The organism is Allofournierella massiliensis (assembly GCF_964241245.1).
GTDB classification, from domain to species: Bacteria; Bacillota; Clostridia; order Oscillospirales; family Ruminococcaceae; genus Allofournierella; species Allofournierella massiliensis.
The window spans coordinates 1-14232 of record NZ_CAXSWZ010000047.1; the positions used below are offsets into that span (position 1 = coordinate 1).

Genomic DNA, 14232 nt, shown 5'->3' on the forward strand with positions numbered 1-14232 from the left:
CATCAAGACGCTGCCGCTGCCGCCGCCCCGCTGCCGTTCAGTACCGCACCAACTGCCGCCGGCCAGCGCCGTATGCACAATGCACCATGGATGCGGTGACCACGCACCATTTCAGCGGTCTGGGTGCACCATTCGTGCGGTCTAAGGGCACCGTTTCAGGCGGCGTATTCAATGCTGCCATTATGCTTATCTGAAATATAAATATTCCTATGAGGACTACCTCTATCTACTAAGAACAGAGGAACAAAATTCTTCTCGATAAAAAGCAAAATTTTCTATGTTCGATGTGGCTTACTCAGACGATATATCTCGCTCAAAAGTATCATCTAAAACCATCCATAAAGAGTAAAATGTCCCCTGGTGTAGATATGCAATCGTCTGCACCAGGGGACATTTCATTTTTTAGAATAAATGTAGAAACTAAAGTTGCTCTTCCCAGCGCGCCCTTTCGGCTTTCGGAAATACCATATCATTTCCCATAACACGTACATGGTCGAGATAATTTAAGATTTCATCATGACAAAGTAACTGCTTGCCTTCTGCATCTCTGAGGCCGCACAGTGCTCCGAACAACAGAGCATACTCGTTCTCAATCGATGTATCGAATACCCCTAGGTCGTCAGTGTTAATTGATACCCGAATTTGTCCGGAAGAACTCTTATGCTCTGGAATACTAAGACCAAAATGGTTAAAGCGGAAGATAGGATGTTCCTCGTAACGATCAAAGGTCCCTATCAGATGGTTAGAGGAGGGATTGCATTCAACAGCAATCCCCTTTGCCATTATCTTTTCCATCATTCGCACTTGAAGTTTTTCCAAGACAGCGGCAAACTCCGGTGTTGCCACAAAACGGACCGATTTTTCTCCTTCCTGTCTCTCTCGGAGGCCAAAGTGATAGCGCACCAGTATCCTACAAATTTGAGGAGATCTTCGCAGTCTGGCACGAAGATCTACGCCATCCTCGTTTTTGCCTACATGTAGCATTGCCCTTTTGTAAGGCTCGTCCCACAACAGTGAAGAGTTTTCCAAAATTCGCTTGGTATCTTCATCACCAGTCTGATATTGCCAATAAAGTTTCGGATCATCGCCACGCAGCTGCCACGCTTCAAAATAGGTTCGCAGAGTGAGGGCTACAGAATCTCCATTTTCGTTAGGGTAGATTGTTTCCAGTAGCTGTTGAGCACGTTCCCGAAGCATTTCTCTCAAAGAACTTGGAATGCACACATCCCACTCCAAGCTGCGGTACAGAATCCACACCAGATTGTCCAGCAGATCTTGCGCTGGCAGCCACACAGTATTGTCTTTTACCCGGTAATACTGATAAGGAGATATCCCCAGAGCCATAGCATGTCCCAGTCGATCTCCCTGCTCCAGATTCAAAAAACAGATGGCCTCATCAATAGCACGCAGTCCATCTGTCAGGTCCAGAAAATCCTCACCTACATGGAAGGTTGCCCTCAATTTTGGCCAGTATCGTAAAAGATACGAGGGACGTGGACGCGACACCAAGCTGCTTCGCAGATAGCGAAACTGAGTGGCAAACGTTTCCGGTCGGCATCCAATTTCACGGGAACATGCATCAATGCCCCGGATTCGACTGCACAAGTAGCTGCTGCCTGCAAGTCCTTTGGCAAGCGCTTTGGATTGAACCATAGATTGTTCACGAACATCTTGATTTCGTGCTGGTAGCCAAGGCATTTCAAGGTTTTCCCGTTGAATATCAGAGGCTTTTCTTAATGGAATTTTGGGGAAATGTAGCACATAAAAATATTGTGCATTTTCCTGAGCCCTCTTCCAATATCGTTCTTTTCGGGGTAAAATCTCCTGTTGTTTGGACTTAAAAATCTGCTGGTCTTGATATTCTTCCACTGTACAGTCGATATCCCGAATATTCTTCAAAAGCTCCGGTGCTGTTTGTTTCGGGACAATCCGTGCCTCCAATGTTTGCAAAACAGACTTTCCCATTCGTGGGCCACCTAGATTCTCCGCAAGGGACAGAATATACGATTCCCGCCAGTACTCTGGGGAATCTCCCCAGACAAGCGCTTTTCGATCCTGATAATCAGAAAAATTCCAGAACCCGCGTCTTCCATTTGTTTGGACCAGTTCGTTGCGAAACTCTCGCTTGATCAAGAGATACAAGTAGAGCAGATTCATCTCCTCCGGTTCGAAAGTACCGGAATAACATCGGTAAAAACACTGATATAGGAAATTTCTTTCTCCTGCCAAAAGGCGGGTAGGACCTTTGTTGCTCTCGGCAAGATTGTATGTGATCGCATAATCCAGCCGATATTTTTTTCTCCCCTGCGCCAATGGAGCCGCGTGACAGCGGTATTGTTTCACCAGAGAACGCAACTGATATCTTCTGTCTGGTTGACGGTAATACTCCCCGAGCGTCTGTGGAGTTTCATCTGTATCTCCCCTTCCAACCAATTGAGAGAACAGGTGGACTCGTATCCAGGCAGCCAGATTCATCTTATCGACCCATCCGATCGCATTATCCTGGATGCTGGTTCCGCTCCTGACACTGAGCCCATCTTGCAGTTCTTTGCGGGCAAAATACTCAGCCAGTTTGGCAGGATGGTTCATTAAATAACACCAGGCAAGAGGAAAAATCTGTGTAGAACCGTTCAGATGATAGTGATTTTCTGCACATCCCCTCTCCAAAATATGCCGCAGAGGAATATTGTCCGACAAAACAGCAGGAGGCCAGCCAAAAGAATACCGCTGTGCTCTCTCGCGCACATCCTTTTGAGCTAGTGCCGCACAGGTGAAGAGATCCTGCCCCAAGCTCAGAGAAATCTCACGCCATTCAAGAATTTTGTCCTGTCTTACCTTCGGGTCCGCGTCGTACAGGTTGAGCATTCGATCGCCATAATCTGCAAGCAGCCGAAAGACCCCTCCCGGGCAATCATCATCAAGAAAATCTTCCAGTTCACGGTATCGCTGAATCTGCTCATCCACAGTTTTGCGGGCGTTCGCGGCAAACATCAGAGAAAAATGCAAATAGGCCTTTTCGGATACCTCCTTTGCGTTCAGCTTAAAGGAAGTATTGTGACGAGAGTCCCTGCACATTTCTTCACGTTTCAAAAGGCTTTGCAGAAGGATCTCCGGCGATACCTGACCAAATAGAATTTGGCCATGCAAGAAGTGCTCAGCCATTTTATTTCACCTGCCTTCCAGCTACAAATGGACTGCTTACTTTTTATGATCAACGCATTCTTTCTGAGAAGGAGCATTAGGTGACGGTTGTTGATTTCCTTGCAATGAGTTCTGCTGCAAGAAAGTCATTGCATTCAAAATCTGCTGACCCAACTGGAGAAGACTTTGGAGAGTTTTAATCGCCGCTTCCGAATCAGTCACTTGGGCTAAATTGGGAATTGAGTTTAACGTTTCGGGCACGCTGCTTTGTAAAATAACGTTAGTATTTTTCTCTACTGATAGTTCTTGTTTCTCGGCGACCGGTTCCTTTAGAGTAAACTTTTTCTCCGCTGATTCAAACCCTCGCTCTAAAATTTGTTTCAGAAAATCAATATATCGTTCCAAGGCACACTTTACTTCAGTAGGAGTCAGAGAAGAATCTTTCAGCGAAAACCTAGTGATTCTACGAGACATCAAAGGCTTAGGATATTTTTTCAGAGAGAGCGGTCGAAGTTTGAAGAAGTCTGAAATGAAAATAGTGAGCTTATCATCTTCGGGTAAATTTTCTTTAATATATTTATTTAATACATCCGCAGACAAAGCTTTAAACACACTCATGTCCATATCGCAGAGAGTTGACAGCATGTTTATTCTAATTTCGTCGTTTAAATATTTATTGTTTTCATCATCTGCTATTGTCCAAAACTCATTCATTTGTGTAATAGTGGGGGAGACGGAAGCTTTTTCAATCAACTTCTGAAAAATTTTTGAGCTTTGTACAAATTGATTTTTTCCCTCCTCTGCGTTCTTAATATAGGCCTTAAACTCTTTCTCAGGATGTACCCGCATAGTAAAAATATCAAAAAGCTGTTCGTTTTCATCCCCCCAAAGCGCCTCAAAACACGTTTTCGCTCGAATAGAACCGTTTTCTATTGGTTCGCAAAGCCAAGAAGGCCCTCCGTGGGGTATCAAATTGACGCAATCGGCAATATACCGGGAATACAGCTCATGCACCATTTTTTTCACATTTTCGTCTGTTTGGTTTTTTATCTTTTTGAACAGAACTCGCTGCACATCCCAGTTTAGGCACACCAGCAAAGCAATATAGATCTGAGCCTTATACTTGTCCATATCGCTTTCCATCATATTTATTTTCAAAACGAATAAACCGATCCAGAGCGGCAAGCAATGGGTACAGCGGATTGAACAGTATGACTTCATTATCCCTTTGCCCCATTTGCGTGGTAACAGGACGCCAAACATTTTCCACCCCTATGGGTGTGATGGTATATCTCGTCCGTATCATTTGGTCCGCTTTGTATTTCCAACGCAAAAACGGAATTTCTTTTTCTTCTGGATTCTCAGCAAAAACCGGCTGAAACCACTCTATGGGCATTTCAAATCTCCAGCAGCCAAACGGTGTCCGTACAGTATCGTTGGCAGGACCATTTTTAGGAAAGTATCCCGCAGCAGGTCGGTGAGAGTACGGAATCCAATAGATTTTTCACCATTACCAATCATACGAATCTCTCGAATGAGAGCTATATGAAGACGAATAGAACAGAAAAGACGAATGGCATAAGCAAACTTGTATTGACGGTTTGCCCCTGGAAGATCGGTCAATGCAGCCAATACCCCCATAACATCTGCATACGAAACACTCATTTCTCCCTGCACTGTCTCATCCAGATAGGATTTCAAGTCAATTCCTCGCAAGGTGCATGCATATTCAAATTCCTCGCGAAAGTCCGATTCGTGCCTCACAAAAGTTGATTTAGTGTTTTCTAACGCAATTCGTTCCCGCACATAGTAGTCGCCGATGTTTCTCAAAATATATAAATTTCGAACACTCTCTGGCTGAGCAACAAACTCCCGAAACAAGTTACGACTTCCTTCTCGCAGATTGATTGCAGACCAGAGGTCCACTAGATAAAATTCCAACCGCGTTAAATTTTCTTCCCATTGATTCAAACGCTGAGTTACTTCGCCATCAGAAGAGTACGCTTGGTTACGGAACGTTTCAACTGCGATTTCATACCCGTCAGACACATCTTCCATTGGATTGAAGAACGTAAGAAATTGACTTAATTCCCTCATATGTGCCGGTAGAAGATTGTGCAGATAATCCGGTTCAAATGTAAACACCATACCGGTCTTACGATGCAACAATTCCAGTAATTGCTCTTGATAGGTTCCTTTTTCTGAAAGAAGATTCTTTCCCTCTTTTTCAGTAGTTCTTTCAGCATAATCTTCTCTCTTCTGGTAGTTTACTCTCAGCTGCATAAGATGCCCGCGGATGATCTCGCCAATGTCTGGCAGGTAAATTCGTCTGGGATGAGGAATTGCCTTCTCCAAATACAACACTGCGATATCATGACACCGTTCCACTGTGATCATGCTATCGGTATACTTCAGACCTTGTTCATACTCCTTCAGAAAATGCTGCTCCACGGTAGTCTCTAACTGCTGTAAATTCGTAGCCATCAGAACAATGACCCGTGGCAAACCTAAGTATTTTCGAACATCTTCCAAGATTTGAAATGACCGTCTGATATCCATGTCAGCATCGTCAATTTGTACTACCAAACAACGCTTGGGTCCTTCGCCGCACTGCATAAACTCTAGATATTTGTCAACCAGTTCATGTAGGAGCAATAACAGCTTCCCACTCTGCCCGATTTCAGCGATCTTATCCAGTTCGTCCTCAATCAGAGTATCCGGTCCTTTTTCAGCTTTGTACAGAGAGTCGATCGCTTGAGCGCACTTCTGAAACTTATCCGATAGGGCATCACGATCGCAATCCCTGCCACCAGATTCATAGCGGGATTTACACTTGACTCTTCGGCAAAAATTTTCAAACATCTGAGAGAGAATCTGCTGCAGGACTGAGTCGGTATTCTCCATAGAGGCCGGATCTATAGGGGCCATAACCTCAAATCGAGCATCTAGAAGTTGCTCGTTATCAATAACATTTTCCCAAAACTTTTTCGGACTACTTTCAAGTGAATTTCCTAGAGCTTCCAGTGCATTGGAAAAGGAGAGCATCGCTGTGGTTTTTCCTCGTCCTCGATCTGCACAGAATGCGATCACATTATTGGGGTATTCGCGCAGTAGTTCGATGCGCTTTTTGGCAGTAAGTTCTTCACGCTCTCCTTTTAGAATTTTTGAAGAAGCCATCACAATTTCTCGCAGCTGGTACTTGGCATCTTGATAGGCATTATAAAAGAACTCTGAGCGTGAATTGATCCTGTCCGGTGGCAAAAGAGACCGATGTTCCTGATCTTGCTGGATACAAATCTCGTAGTATTTTCCACTTTCCTCCATGTTTTTTCCTCCTATCCAAATAATGAAAAGCGGAGCAAACTCCCAAGAGAGTTCGCTCCGCTTTCTTTGTATGCTTTTGCGATACAAGAACTCCCTGCTCTACCGGGGAGAATAAAAATGAATTTCAAATTCTAATTGATGCAAGAGACCCAACTAATTTAGTGCTTTTCGCGAAGCGTTCCTGCTCAAAGTGCTTCTGAGTTTTACAACACGCCCTAGCTCAACAAGAAATACATCTATCCAATTTTACAAATTCTGATATCCCCACAAAAAGCGTATTTTCAACTCTTGATCAAATTTTCTTATCTGCGCCTGATTTTCAAAGGGAATCCGACGATCATACAAACTGCACTGCCATTCCTTGAGTTTCTGTCCGCCCAAAACCAGCATCTTATAGGCACTGCACAAGCTGCGTTTCAGTTGATCTGCAGACATACAAATGTCATGAGTAATGTAAATCATAGGGCTATCTGCGACCAAACTGTCCACAAAATTATTCAGATCAAGAGCAGCTCCTTCAAAATCTTCCATGCGTTTTTCCTGAATTTCACTCAGCACAGGTAAGAGGTTTTGATACCGAATGGGTAGAAGAAAGAGCGATGCCTCGCCAGCCCGTTGTCTAGTATACAGTTCACGGGGACTCTCTCTATAGCGAACCCTATCTTCACATGGCTGTTTATCAAGTATCGTATTCATGCCTAACAAGCCTAGATCCATTGCTTGCGTGATAATAGCAGCCACTTGATACAAATTAATCTGTCCCGACTTAAGATCGTACGTCTCCAGTTGTGTACGCAGTTTTTCCAAGAGAGTGTCCAGAGAATGGTTATCTCCCCAATTGGACAACGCCTCATCTGAAAAAGGCAACCCGCTACCATATAATGTATAGGCGTTTCGTTCTGCTTCCAACCCAATTTTAGCTATTGTATCCTCCAAACATTGTACAATCTCAGAGTTTTCATCTAAGACAACACTAGAATCTGCGGGATTCAAATCCATCCAATTCACAGACAATGATTTTGCATTATCTGTATAAACAGCAAAATATTCCTCCAGCGTTTGGGATGGTTCCCAACTCCAAAGTTCTTTTAAAGCATTAATCGTCAAATCAATTGTTGACTCTGTAGAACAATATGAGCAGAAATTGGCCGCAAGTTGCTCCCAGGCAATGGCATCTTTCCATATTCCATCAATTTCTTCCTGGCTCACGTTCTTTACCTCGTAAAGAAAACGTTTCATCAGCCAAGAGGTGAGTACCAAATCAGTCGTTTGGGCGAGCCATGGCACTAACAGTTCCTCATTCCCGTTTCTTTCTATCGATAAGACATTATCCATCTGGGTCAGCAGCGAAGCTATTTTCTGCTTTCCTTTCTCATTCGCTTCCTGCACAAGCTGACGATGCAATTTCAACAACTGATTCGGATTAATATGATCCAAAATCAAGAAAGGAACATACATATTTTTCTGTATATCCGTTTTACTTTGCTTGCACCGCACGGTACATATCATCTGCGGATGCTCAATGTTAGGATAAAAAGAAACCCAAGTATCCTGCTCAATATTTTGCAACTGTGTGTGCACTTTAGTAAAATGCGAGCCAACAAAAGAATTGGAAAGAAGTTTATCCTGGTCCGCCGGGATTGCGATTCCTAATGTGAAACCTGTATTATTGATTCCACAAACAGAAACATATTGAGCATATGCAATCGAATGATTTCGCCATTCTTCAATACCAAGATCAATACTGGAAGTGTTTTCAGCTAATTTCTTTTTGTATCGTGGGAGTAGTACGCTAGAACCCACATTCTGACCGGCTACGCAGATAGTCAGACTTTCAAGAAAAACGTCTTTAATAAATGTCTCATCAGAAATTTCTGACACAAAATCATCTTCATATAAAGACTTGGCGTGCAGCAAGCGTTTTTCAAGACCATATAAAAAGCCATTAAGTGCTCTTCCATGGAATAACAATTCATCCACCGTAATTAATTGTGGAAACACACCTGTTTCCACATAATGCTGAATTATATCATAGGCCATTGCCCAAGCTGCATTATCCGTAATAACACAATTTCTAAATATTTCTGCGAGTTCCTTCATTTCCTCACAGGAATAATCTTTCCATGGGGAAGGGCGTTCAGCAGTTGGATTATGAATGTACCAACACAGCATCTCATAATACGCAAAAAACAGAACAAAACAACGCCTGGTAATCACAGCAATGAAAACCGGACGTGTTTTATCTTCGTGTTGCAACTCAAGAGCTTTTCTGAGAACTTCACTAAAAAATTCACAGAACGAATCAGAAATACACTCTGACAACGTACGATTGGCAAGCGCATTCGCTGCCCGCATACTCCTTCCCTCCAATACGTGCAAATATACTTTTTTCTCCTGCACGCAATTATTTTATCTTTAGATTGCACTATGCACACTATAAATATGCAAGAGGATAAAGCCATTATGCATACTTTTTATTTGTCAATGCACAAATCGCACAAATCGGCGTGCACTTTTCCCCGTTTTTTCGTCTGTGCGCACAATCGTTTTTAACTTACAATTGAGATAATAATATCTCTATGCAAGCCCTGTAGTCAACCCTTTTTTCAAATCTTTTGACTTTATTTTTATCTGTTTCTTAACCATACTACGGTAATGGAGGTTTCACGGCAAGGAAAATGGCAGACAGTTGGCAAGGAGAATGGTGGAAAATTGGCAAGGTCTACGCGGATGACATGCAAACCCCAAAAGGTTATACTGTTATTATGCTACACTCGAACTCCGCGAAGAACGCCGCTTTTGAAGCATATGGCTTTGAAAGTGGCGTTTTACTTCGCCCTGTTTTCTCTAGAGATAGCCCATGCGTATAGTCAGCAAATTTCACATTCAAACCACCCGTTAAATCAGTGACCGTGAATCTTTCTCAAACGCCTCAAGTGCACAGCAAAATCGATACTCATAATTTTACGCTAAGTCCTACATTAACCCATTCGCAGTGCCATTAAACACCTACATATTGTTTTTATATCTGTACCATGAGAGGCATGGACGATGACATCTACGTGCATTTTCTGTAGACAGCACATACCCGACTCCAATGAGTTTTCAAAAACACATTAGATGAAACTAGGGGCTGTACATTAAGTCAAGCAACACAAGTTAACTTCTGCTCAAGTTGAGCAGAAGTTGTGGGATAGTTAATCAAGATTCCGAAGAACGAAAAATAGTCTGTAGAGATTCTCCCATTGCAAAAGCAAAACCGATGGATGAGCGTTTTGGCCGGAAGGTTCGCTTCTGGGAACGCTGACCAATTTACCACAGGAGGAACATAGATAATGACTGAACTGAAAATAAGCACGCCCTACGCCGAATTTATTGTTACCCCAGCTGTGCAGGAAGAGCAAAAATACTGTTTCACACAAGATATGTATTCGGATGCTAGAGGTGCCTGTATTGGTCACCTGCGAGGATATTGGGAAGGCATTTCTCCTGTCCCCTATACAAATTGGTGGCCGGACACATTCCCGGAAAAAACTTCCGAATTCAAGGAAGAGTTGGCGCATCTGTTCCATGGGCTGCAATCTTCCGGACTTCTGGCAGATCGGGCCACGATGAACGCCCGATGCAATCGATTCCCTTCTGCCGTCATCAAGACGCAGTTCCGAAAAGAGATGGCGTTCCGCATCAACACCGAACATCGCATCTATTTTCTACGCTGTATCCCCCACAAGGGTGAATACAACTTCTACCTGTACTGCTATGATCGGAACGCTTTGATGGAAATTTTCCGTCGGGAAAAAGGACTCCCTACTTATTGTTTCAGTGAACATAAAACCACGCATCAGGTGGTGGTGATCAACTATGGGGAAAGCGGCTATCATCCGTGCAAAATCCGAGGTCTTGAAAACATTCCCACAAAAGAGTTGGTGGACAAACTCAATGCTGCAAAGGGTATTTCCAAAGCGCAGGTCGCTGCCATGGAATGCGGCTCTCTGCTACGATGGGATTGCCCCGCAGCAGACCCCAGAAACTACACGGAAGAGGGGTTGCCGATTCGCACACAATCGTCTGCAAAGGAGGAACGTTAAATGCCTTATATCGACTGTTTCTATGTTTGCGAGGATATTGCACACCGCGGCCCTCTCAATATCAAAAAATTTGACACGCTGGATACCGCCATCGAAGTTTACAAGGCACTGCCTTCCGGCACGGTAAAGGCGCTCGGTGTACAAAACACCGCTCCTTTGCCTGGCTCTCTGGATTTTATCCAATGCCACAATGGCAGGGATGTGTTTATTCAGGATTACAAGCACTGTACTGGCTGGGACAACCCGGAAATTTCCCGAATGATTCACGAACTGCGCAATCACCTGATCCTTCAGGAAGAGCGAAGCATCCGATTCATCACTCCTGAATACGATGACTTATTCCCCCTTCCGGATGGTGCAAAGCTACTTCTCCAATACCCGGATGGTTCTAAAAAAGCCATCCCTTGCAAGGCATATCCGGATGGCCACCATTTTACACTAGGGAACGGCAGTGTGCTTCACATCTGTCAGTTTGCAGAACTTTGCCGCAAAAACGGCATCACCTACGCGCCGGCACATCCTCTTTCAGAAGATGTGGTAAACACCTATGAAATTTACCAAATCCCCCGCAGCAGTCCATGTGATTATGTGTTTTTGAATTACGAACACACCAAAAACCGTGTGAACGCAGCAGATTACCAGCTTGTGTACCGGGGTATGCTGGGCAGCCATCTGACGCTGGACAACATCTTCGATCTTCATAACAGGCCTGACCGCCCGCTTCCTGCCGGGATGCGTTCCGTTTCCGTAAGTGATATTATCATCCTACATCAAAACGGTAAGGACAGCGCCCACTATGTGGATTCCATCGGCTTTGTCAAACTTCCAGATTCATTTTGCACCATTTTAACACAGAAGCATCGGAATGATATTCAACGTTCATTCCTCCACCGATAATATTCAATCACATCATGTATCGGTTACACATTCGGATGGGTTTATGATATAATCTTGACTGAGATTGTTGCTTATCATCAAAAAAATTTCCATCATCTTAACTTTCACAAATCAAGAAAGGAAGTATGATTGTGACAACCGATCAGATTAACCATTATGTAAAACATTATCTTGAAAAGGACCAGACCCAAAGCGCCATTATGTTGAATGGTCCTTGGGGAAGTGGAAAAAGTCACTATATCCGAGAAAATCTAATACCATTTCTATCTGATAGTGCCAACGGTGCTTACAAATGCATTTTAATCTCCGTATATGGAATTAACTCTGTTTCTGAAATAAGCAAAAATATATATTTAGAATTACGCATCAAACCCATATTGGACTCTATACAAAGCACTGTCAACTGTTCTTCTGAAATCACTTCTGGCATTTGGGGCATAGGTAAAACTTTTTTTAAAAACATCATAGGCACCAAAAACATTGATCTAAACATTGATGAAGCAGACCTAAAGAGGCTCTATGAGTCGGCCAACTTAAATCACACTTTGATAATTCTAGAAGACATAGAGCGTTTGAGCATCAATCTTATTGAATTTCTAGGTTATGTGAACAACCTTACTGAAAACGATGGTGTAAAAATACTTCTTGTTGCAAACGAAGAGGCTCTCCTGGAATATATTACAGAAGAGTCTTCTGAAGAACCATCTAACGATCCTTTCGAAACTCTCATCATAAAGGCTTCTCCAAAGAAGAAGTTAAGCAGCAAAAACATCCCATATTTAAAGGCCAAGGAAAAAACAATCGGTGATACTCTACAATTTAACAACAACTTAAATTCAGCGGTAGAAAATATTCTTCGAAAGTTCTATTCCGTCTCATTCCCATTCAAAGCCAAAGAATATACAAAACCGGTATCCGAACTTTTAGTCAGCATTGACTGTAAAAATTTACGCACACTTATTTTTGCTTGTCAAAAAACATCTGACATCATCGAGAAATTGCAAGAGCATTCTTATGAACCAAATTTCAACCAAAAAGAACACATCTTATTTAGCATCATTGCCTTTTCAAATAAAATAAAATTTACAGGCGATGATTTTTCATTAGTGAATCTTTTCCCTGAGTGGGATAACAACTCTCATTTTTCACAAGACTTAGCATGTTCAAAATATCCGCTATACAAATTTTGTTACGACTTTATAAGTGATTACGCTTTTAATATTGAAAAAGTGAAGGATTGTTTTGAAGCGTATCGCGATTTCAAACTATACGACGACAACTTTACTTTCAATGATCCCGACTTTGAAATTTTTTATTCATGGGCCAGTCGTTCAGAAGAAGCAGTCATGTCCTCAATAAGAAATATCAGCAAAAAGTTAGATAATCCGTTTTCAATACCTTTTACTGCATACGGGACTTTAATCACCAATCTGATTAAACTACACTCCATTTTAGGTTTTGATTTAGAACCATTCAAACTCAAAATTTTAAGCAACCTCAAACATGCAGGGCAGAGAGTTAGCTCTACATATTTGCTTTTCTGTATTAACTCTCCCGAAAATGACACAGAAAAAGAACTCATGAATAATTTCAAAGCAGAAATTCTCACCATATTAGATTCCGCACAAATCCCCCTTAAAAGATTTTCGTATATACCAGAAGATATTCGTGAATATCACAACTGGCTCCTCGCAAATAAAGATACCATTCTTTATAATCGGCATTCCTTTATCAGTGAGTTCGACCTTGACAAGATTTGCAAAATGATTTATCAGTGTAATGCGGAGCAAATATATATTTTCAGAGAAATCTTAGATACGGTATACAACTCTACTTCTCTAAAATCACTTTGCTCTTTAGACTTCATTTTTTTCAAAGGCATGTTACAACAACTGAGCACAAGTCATTTGCCAGTCACTATTTCTGATAGAATTATTTTGAAACAGATCGAATGGCTCATCGCAGATATTATGAAAATCATTGATAAGTATCACGAATCTTAACTCAAAACGAGTAATTAAAAAATATCAAGGCAGAAGTCCTGATTGGATTTCTGCCTTGATATTTTAAACCACTCTAAAGGAGATGATGTATTTCATATGCCCCAATACCAAGAAATCCATGACCTTGCAGGCTCGCTGATTGAACGTGTGACACAAAGCACGGAAAGTTGGCGAGCCTTTTTAAATTCCGCAGCATATACCTACAACTATTCCTTTCCCAACCAGCTGCTGATCTATCATCAGCGACCCACCGCGAAAGCCGTCGCCACCATCGAGTACTGGAACAAAAACGCCCAGCGCTGGGTCAAACGCGGTAGTCGCGGCATTTCTATCCTGGACACTTCCGCCAATCGCAGTCGCCTGCGCTATGTGTTCGATCTTGAGGATACTTATGCCCGTGCCCAAGCCCCGGAAGCTCTGCCCTGGCAGATTTCAGACTCGAATCGAGATGCTTTTTTCGCCGCTCTTCAGAACGGTCATGAAGCCAGTTCCCTTTTGGAACTGCTCACCAATCGAACTGCCGAATTGACTGCACAGCGGCGCGCACTTTTCTTTCATTCGCTGGACAAACACCTGACCGACAGCTCTCTCGAATGGCGCAGCAAAGAAAACAGGCAGCATACACTGGAACAGCTGGTACAGCGCAGTGTGTTGTATATGGCCTGCCAGCGATGCGGAATCGTAGACGAAAACGATTCTCCTGATGATTTTCTGGACATCGAAGATTTTGATACCATTGCATCGGCCACCATGCTGGGCAGTGCCGTAAATCAGGTTGC

10 protein-coding genes are annotated in these 14232 nt (G+C 42.8%); 5 read left to right on the top strand and 5 right to left on the bottom strand.

What is annotated here, in order from left to right:
* On the top strand, positions 1-194 hold a 194-nt coding region (locus ACESYO_RS15700; protein WP_373210786.1), incomplete at its 5' end, for a hypothetical protein.
* Between the two features lie 226 nt (positions 195-420).
* On the opposite strand, the gene ACESYO_RS15705 is transcribed toward ACESYO_RS15700, so the two are convergent.
* From ACESYO_RS15705 to ACESYO_RS15725, 5 genes are all read right to left on the bottom strand, one after another.
* Positions 421-3162 (bottom strand): hypothetical protein, encoded by a 2742-nt coding sequence (locus ACESYO_RS15705; RefSeq protein WP_373210784.1) that lies wholly within the window; start codon positions 3160-3162, stop codon positions 421-423.
* A gap of 36 nt (positions 3163-3198) precedes the next feature.
* Positions 3199-4272, bottom strand: coding sequence for a hypothetical protein (locus ACESYO_RS15710; protein WP_373211324.1), 1074 nt, complete (start codon positions 4270-4272; stop codon positions 3199-3201).
* On the bottom strand, positions 4259-4537 hold the full coding sequence (locus tag ACESYO_RS15715) for a hypothetical protein (protein WP_373210780.1): 279 nt from the start codon (positions 4535-4537) through the stop codon (positions 4259-4261). The genes ACESYO_RS15710 and ACESYO_RS15715 overlap by 14 nt, the downstream gene beginning before the upstream one ends.
* A complete protein-coding gene (locus ACESYO_RS15720; protein ID WP_373210778.1) occupies positions 4528-6465 on the bottom strand; it encodes a hypothetical protein in 1938 nt (645 codons plus the stop codon). The genes ACESYO_RS15715 and ACESYO_RS15720 overlap by 10 nt, the downstream gene beginning before the upstream one ends.
* 246 nt (positions 6466-6711) lie before the next feature.
* Entirely contained in the window at positions 6712-8820 is a 2109-nt protein-coding gene (locus ACESYO_RS15725; RefSeq protein ID WP_373210776.1) for a hypothetical protein, read from the bottom strand.
* Between the two features lie 980 nt (positions 8821-9800).
* Between ACESYO_RS15725 and ACESYO_RS15730 the strand changes: the two genes are divergently transcribed.
* The 4 genes from ACESYO_RS15730 to ACESYO_RS15745 all read left to right on the top strand — a co-directional run.
* Positions 9801-10553, top strand: a complete 753-nt coding sequence (locus tag ACESYO_RS15730; protein WP_373210774.1) for a hypothetical protein — start codon at positions 9801-9803, stop codon at positions 10551-10553.
* A complete protein-coding gene (locus tag ACESYO_RS15735) occupies positions 10554-11450 on the top strand; it encodes a YodL domain-containing protein (RefSeq protein WP_373210773.1) in 897 nt (298 codons plus the stop codon). It begins immediately after the preceding gene.
* Positions 11451-11581: 131 nt separating this feature from the next.
* A complete protein-coding gene (locus ACESYO_RS15740) occupies positions 11582-13453 on the top strand; it encodes a P-loop NTPase fold protein (RefSeq protein ID WP_373210771.1) in 1872 nt (623 codons plus the stop codon).
* Between the two features lie 42 nt (positions 13454-13495).
* Positions 13496-14232, top strand: a 737-nt coding sequence (locus tag ACESYO_RS15745; RefSeq protein WP_373211325.1) for an ArdC-like ssDNA-binding domain-containing protein, incomplete at its 3' end; no start/stop codon positions are given.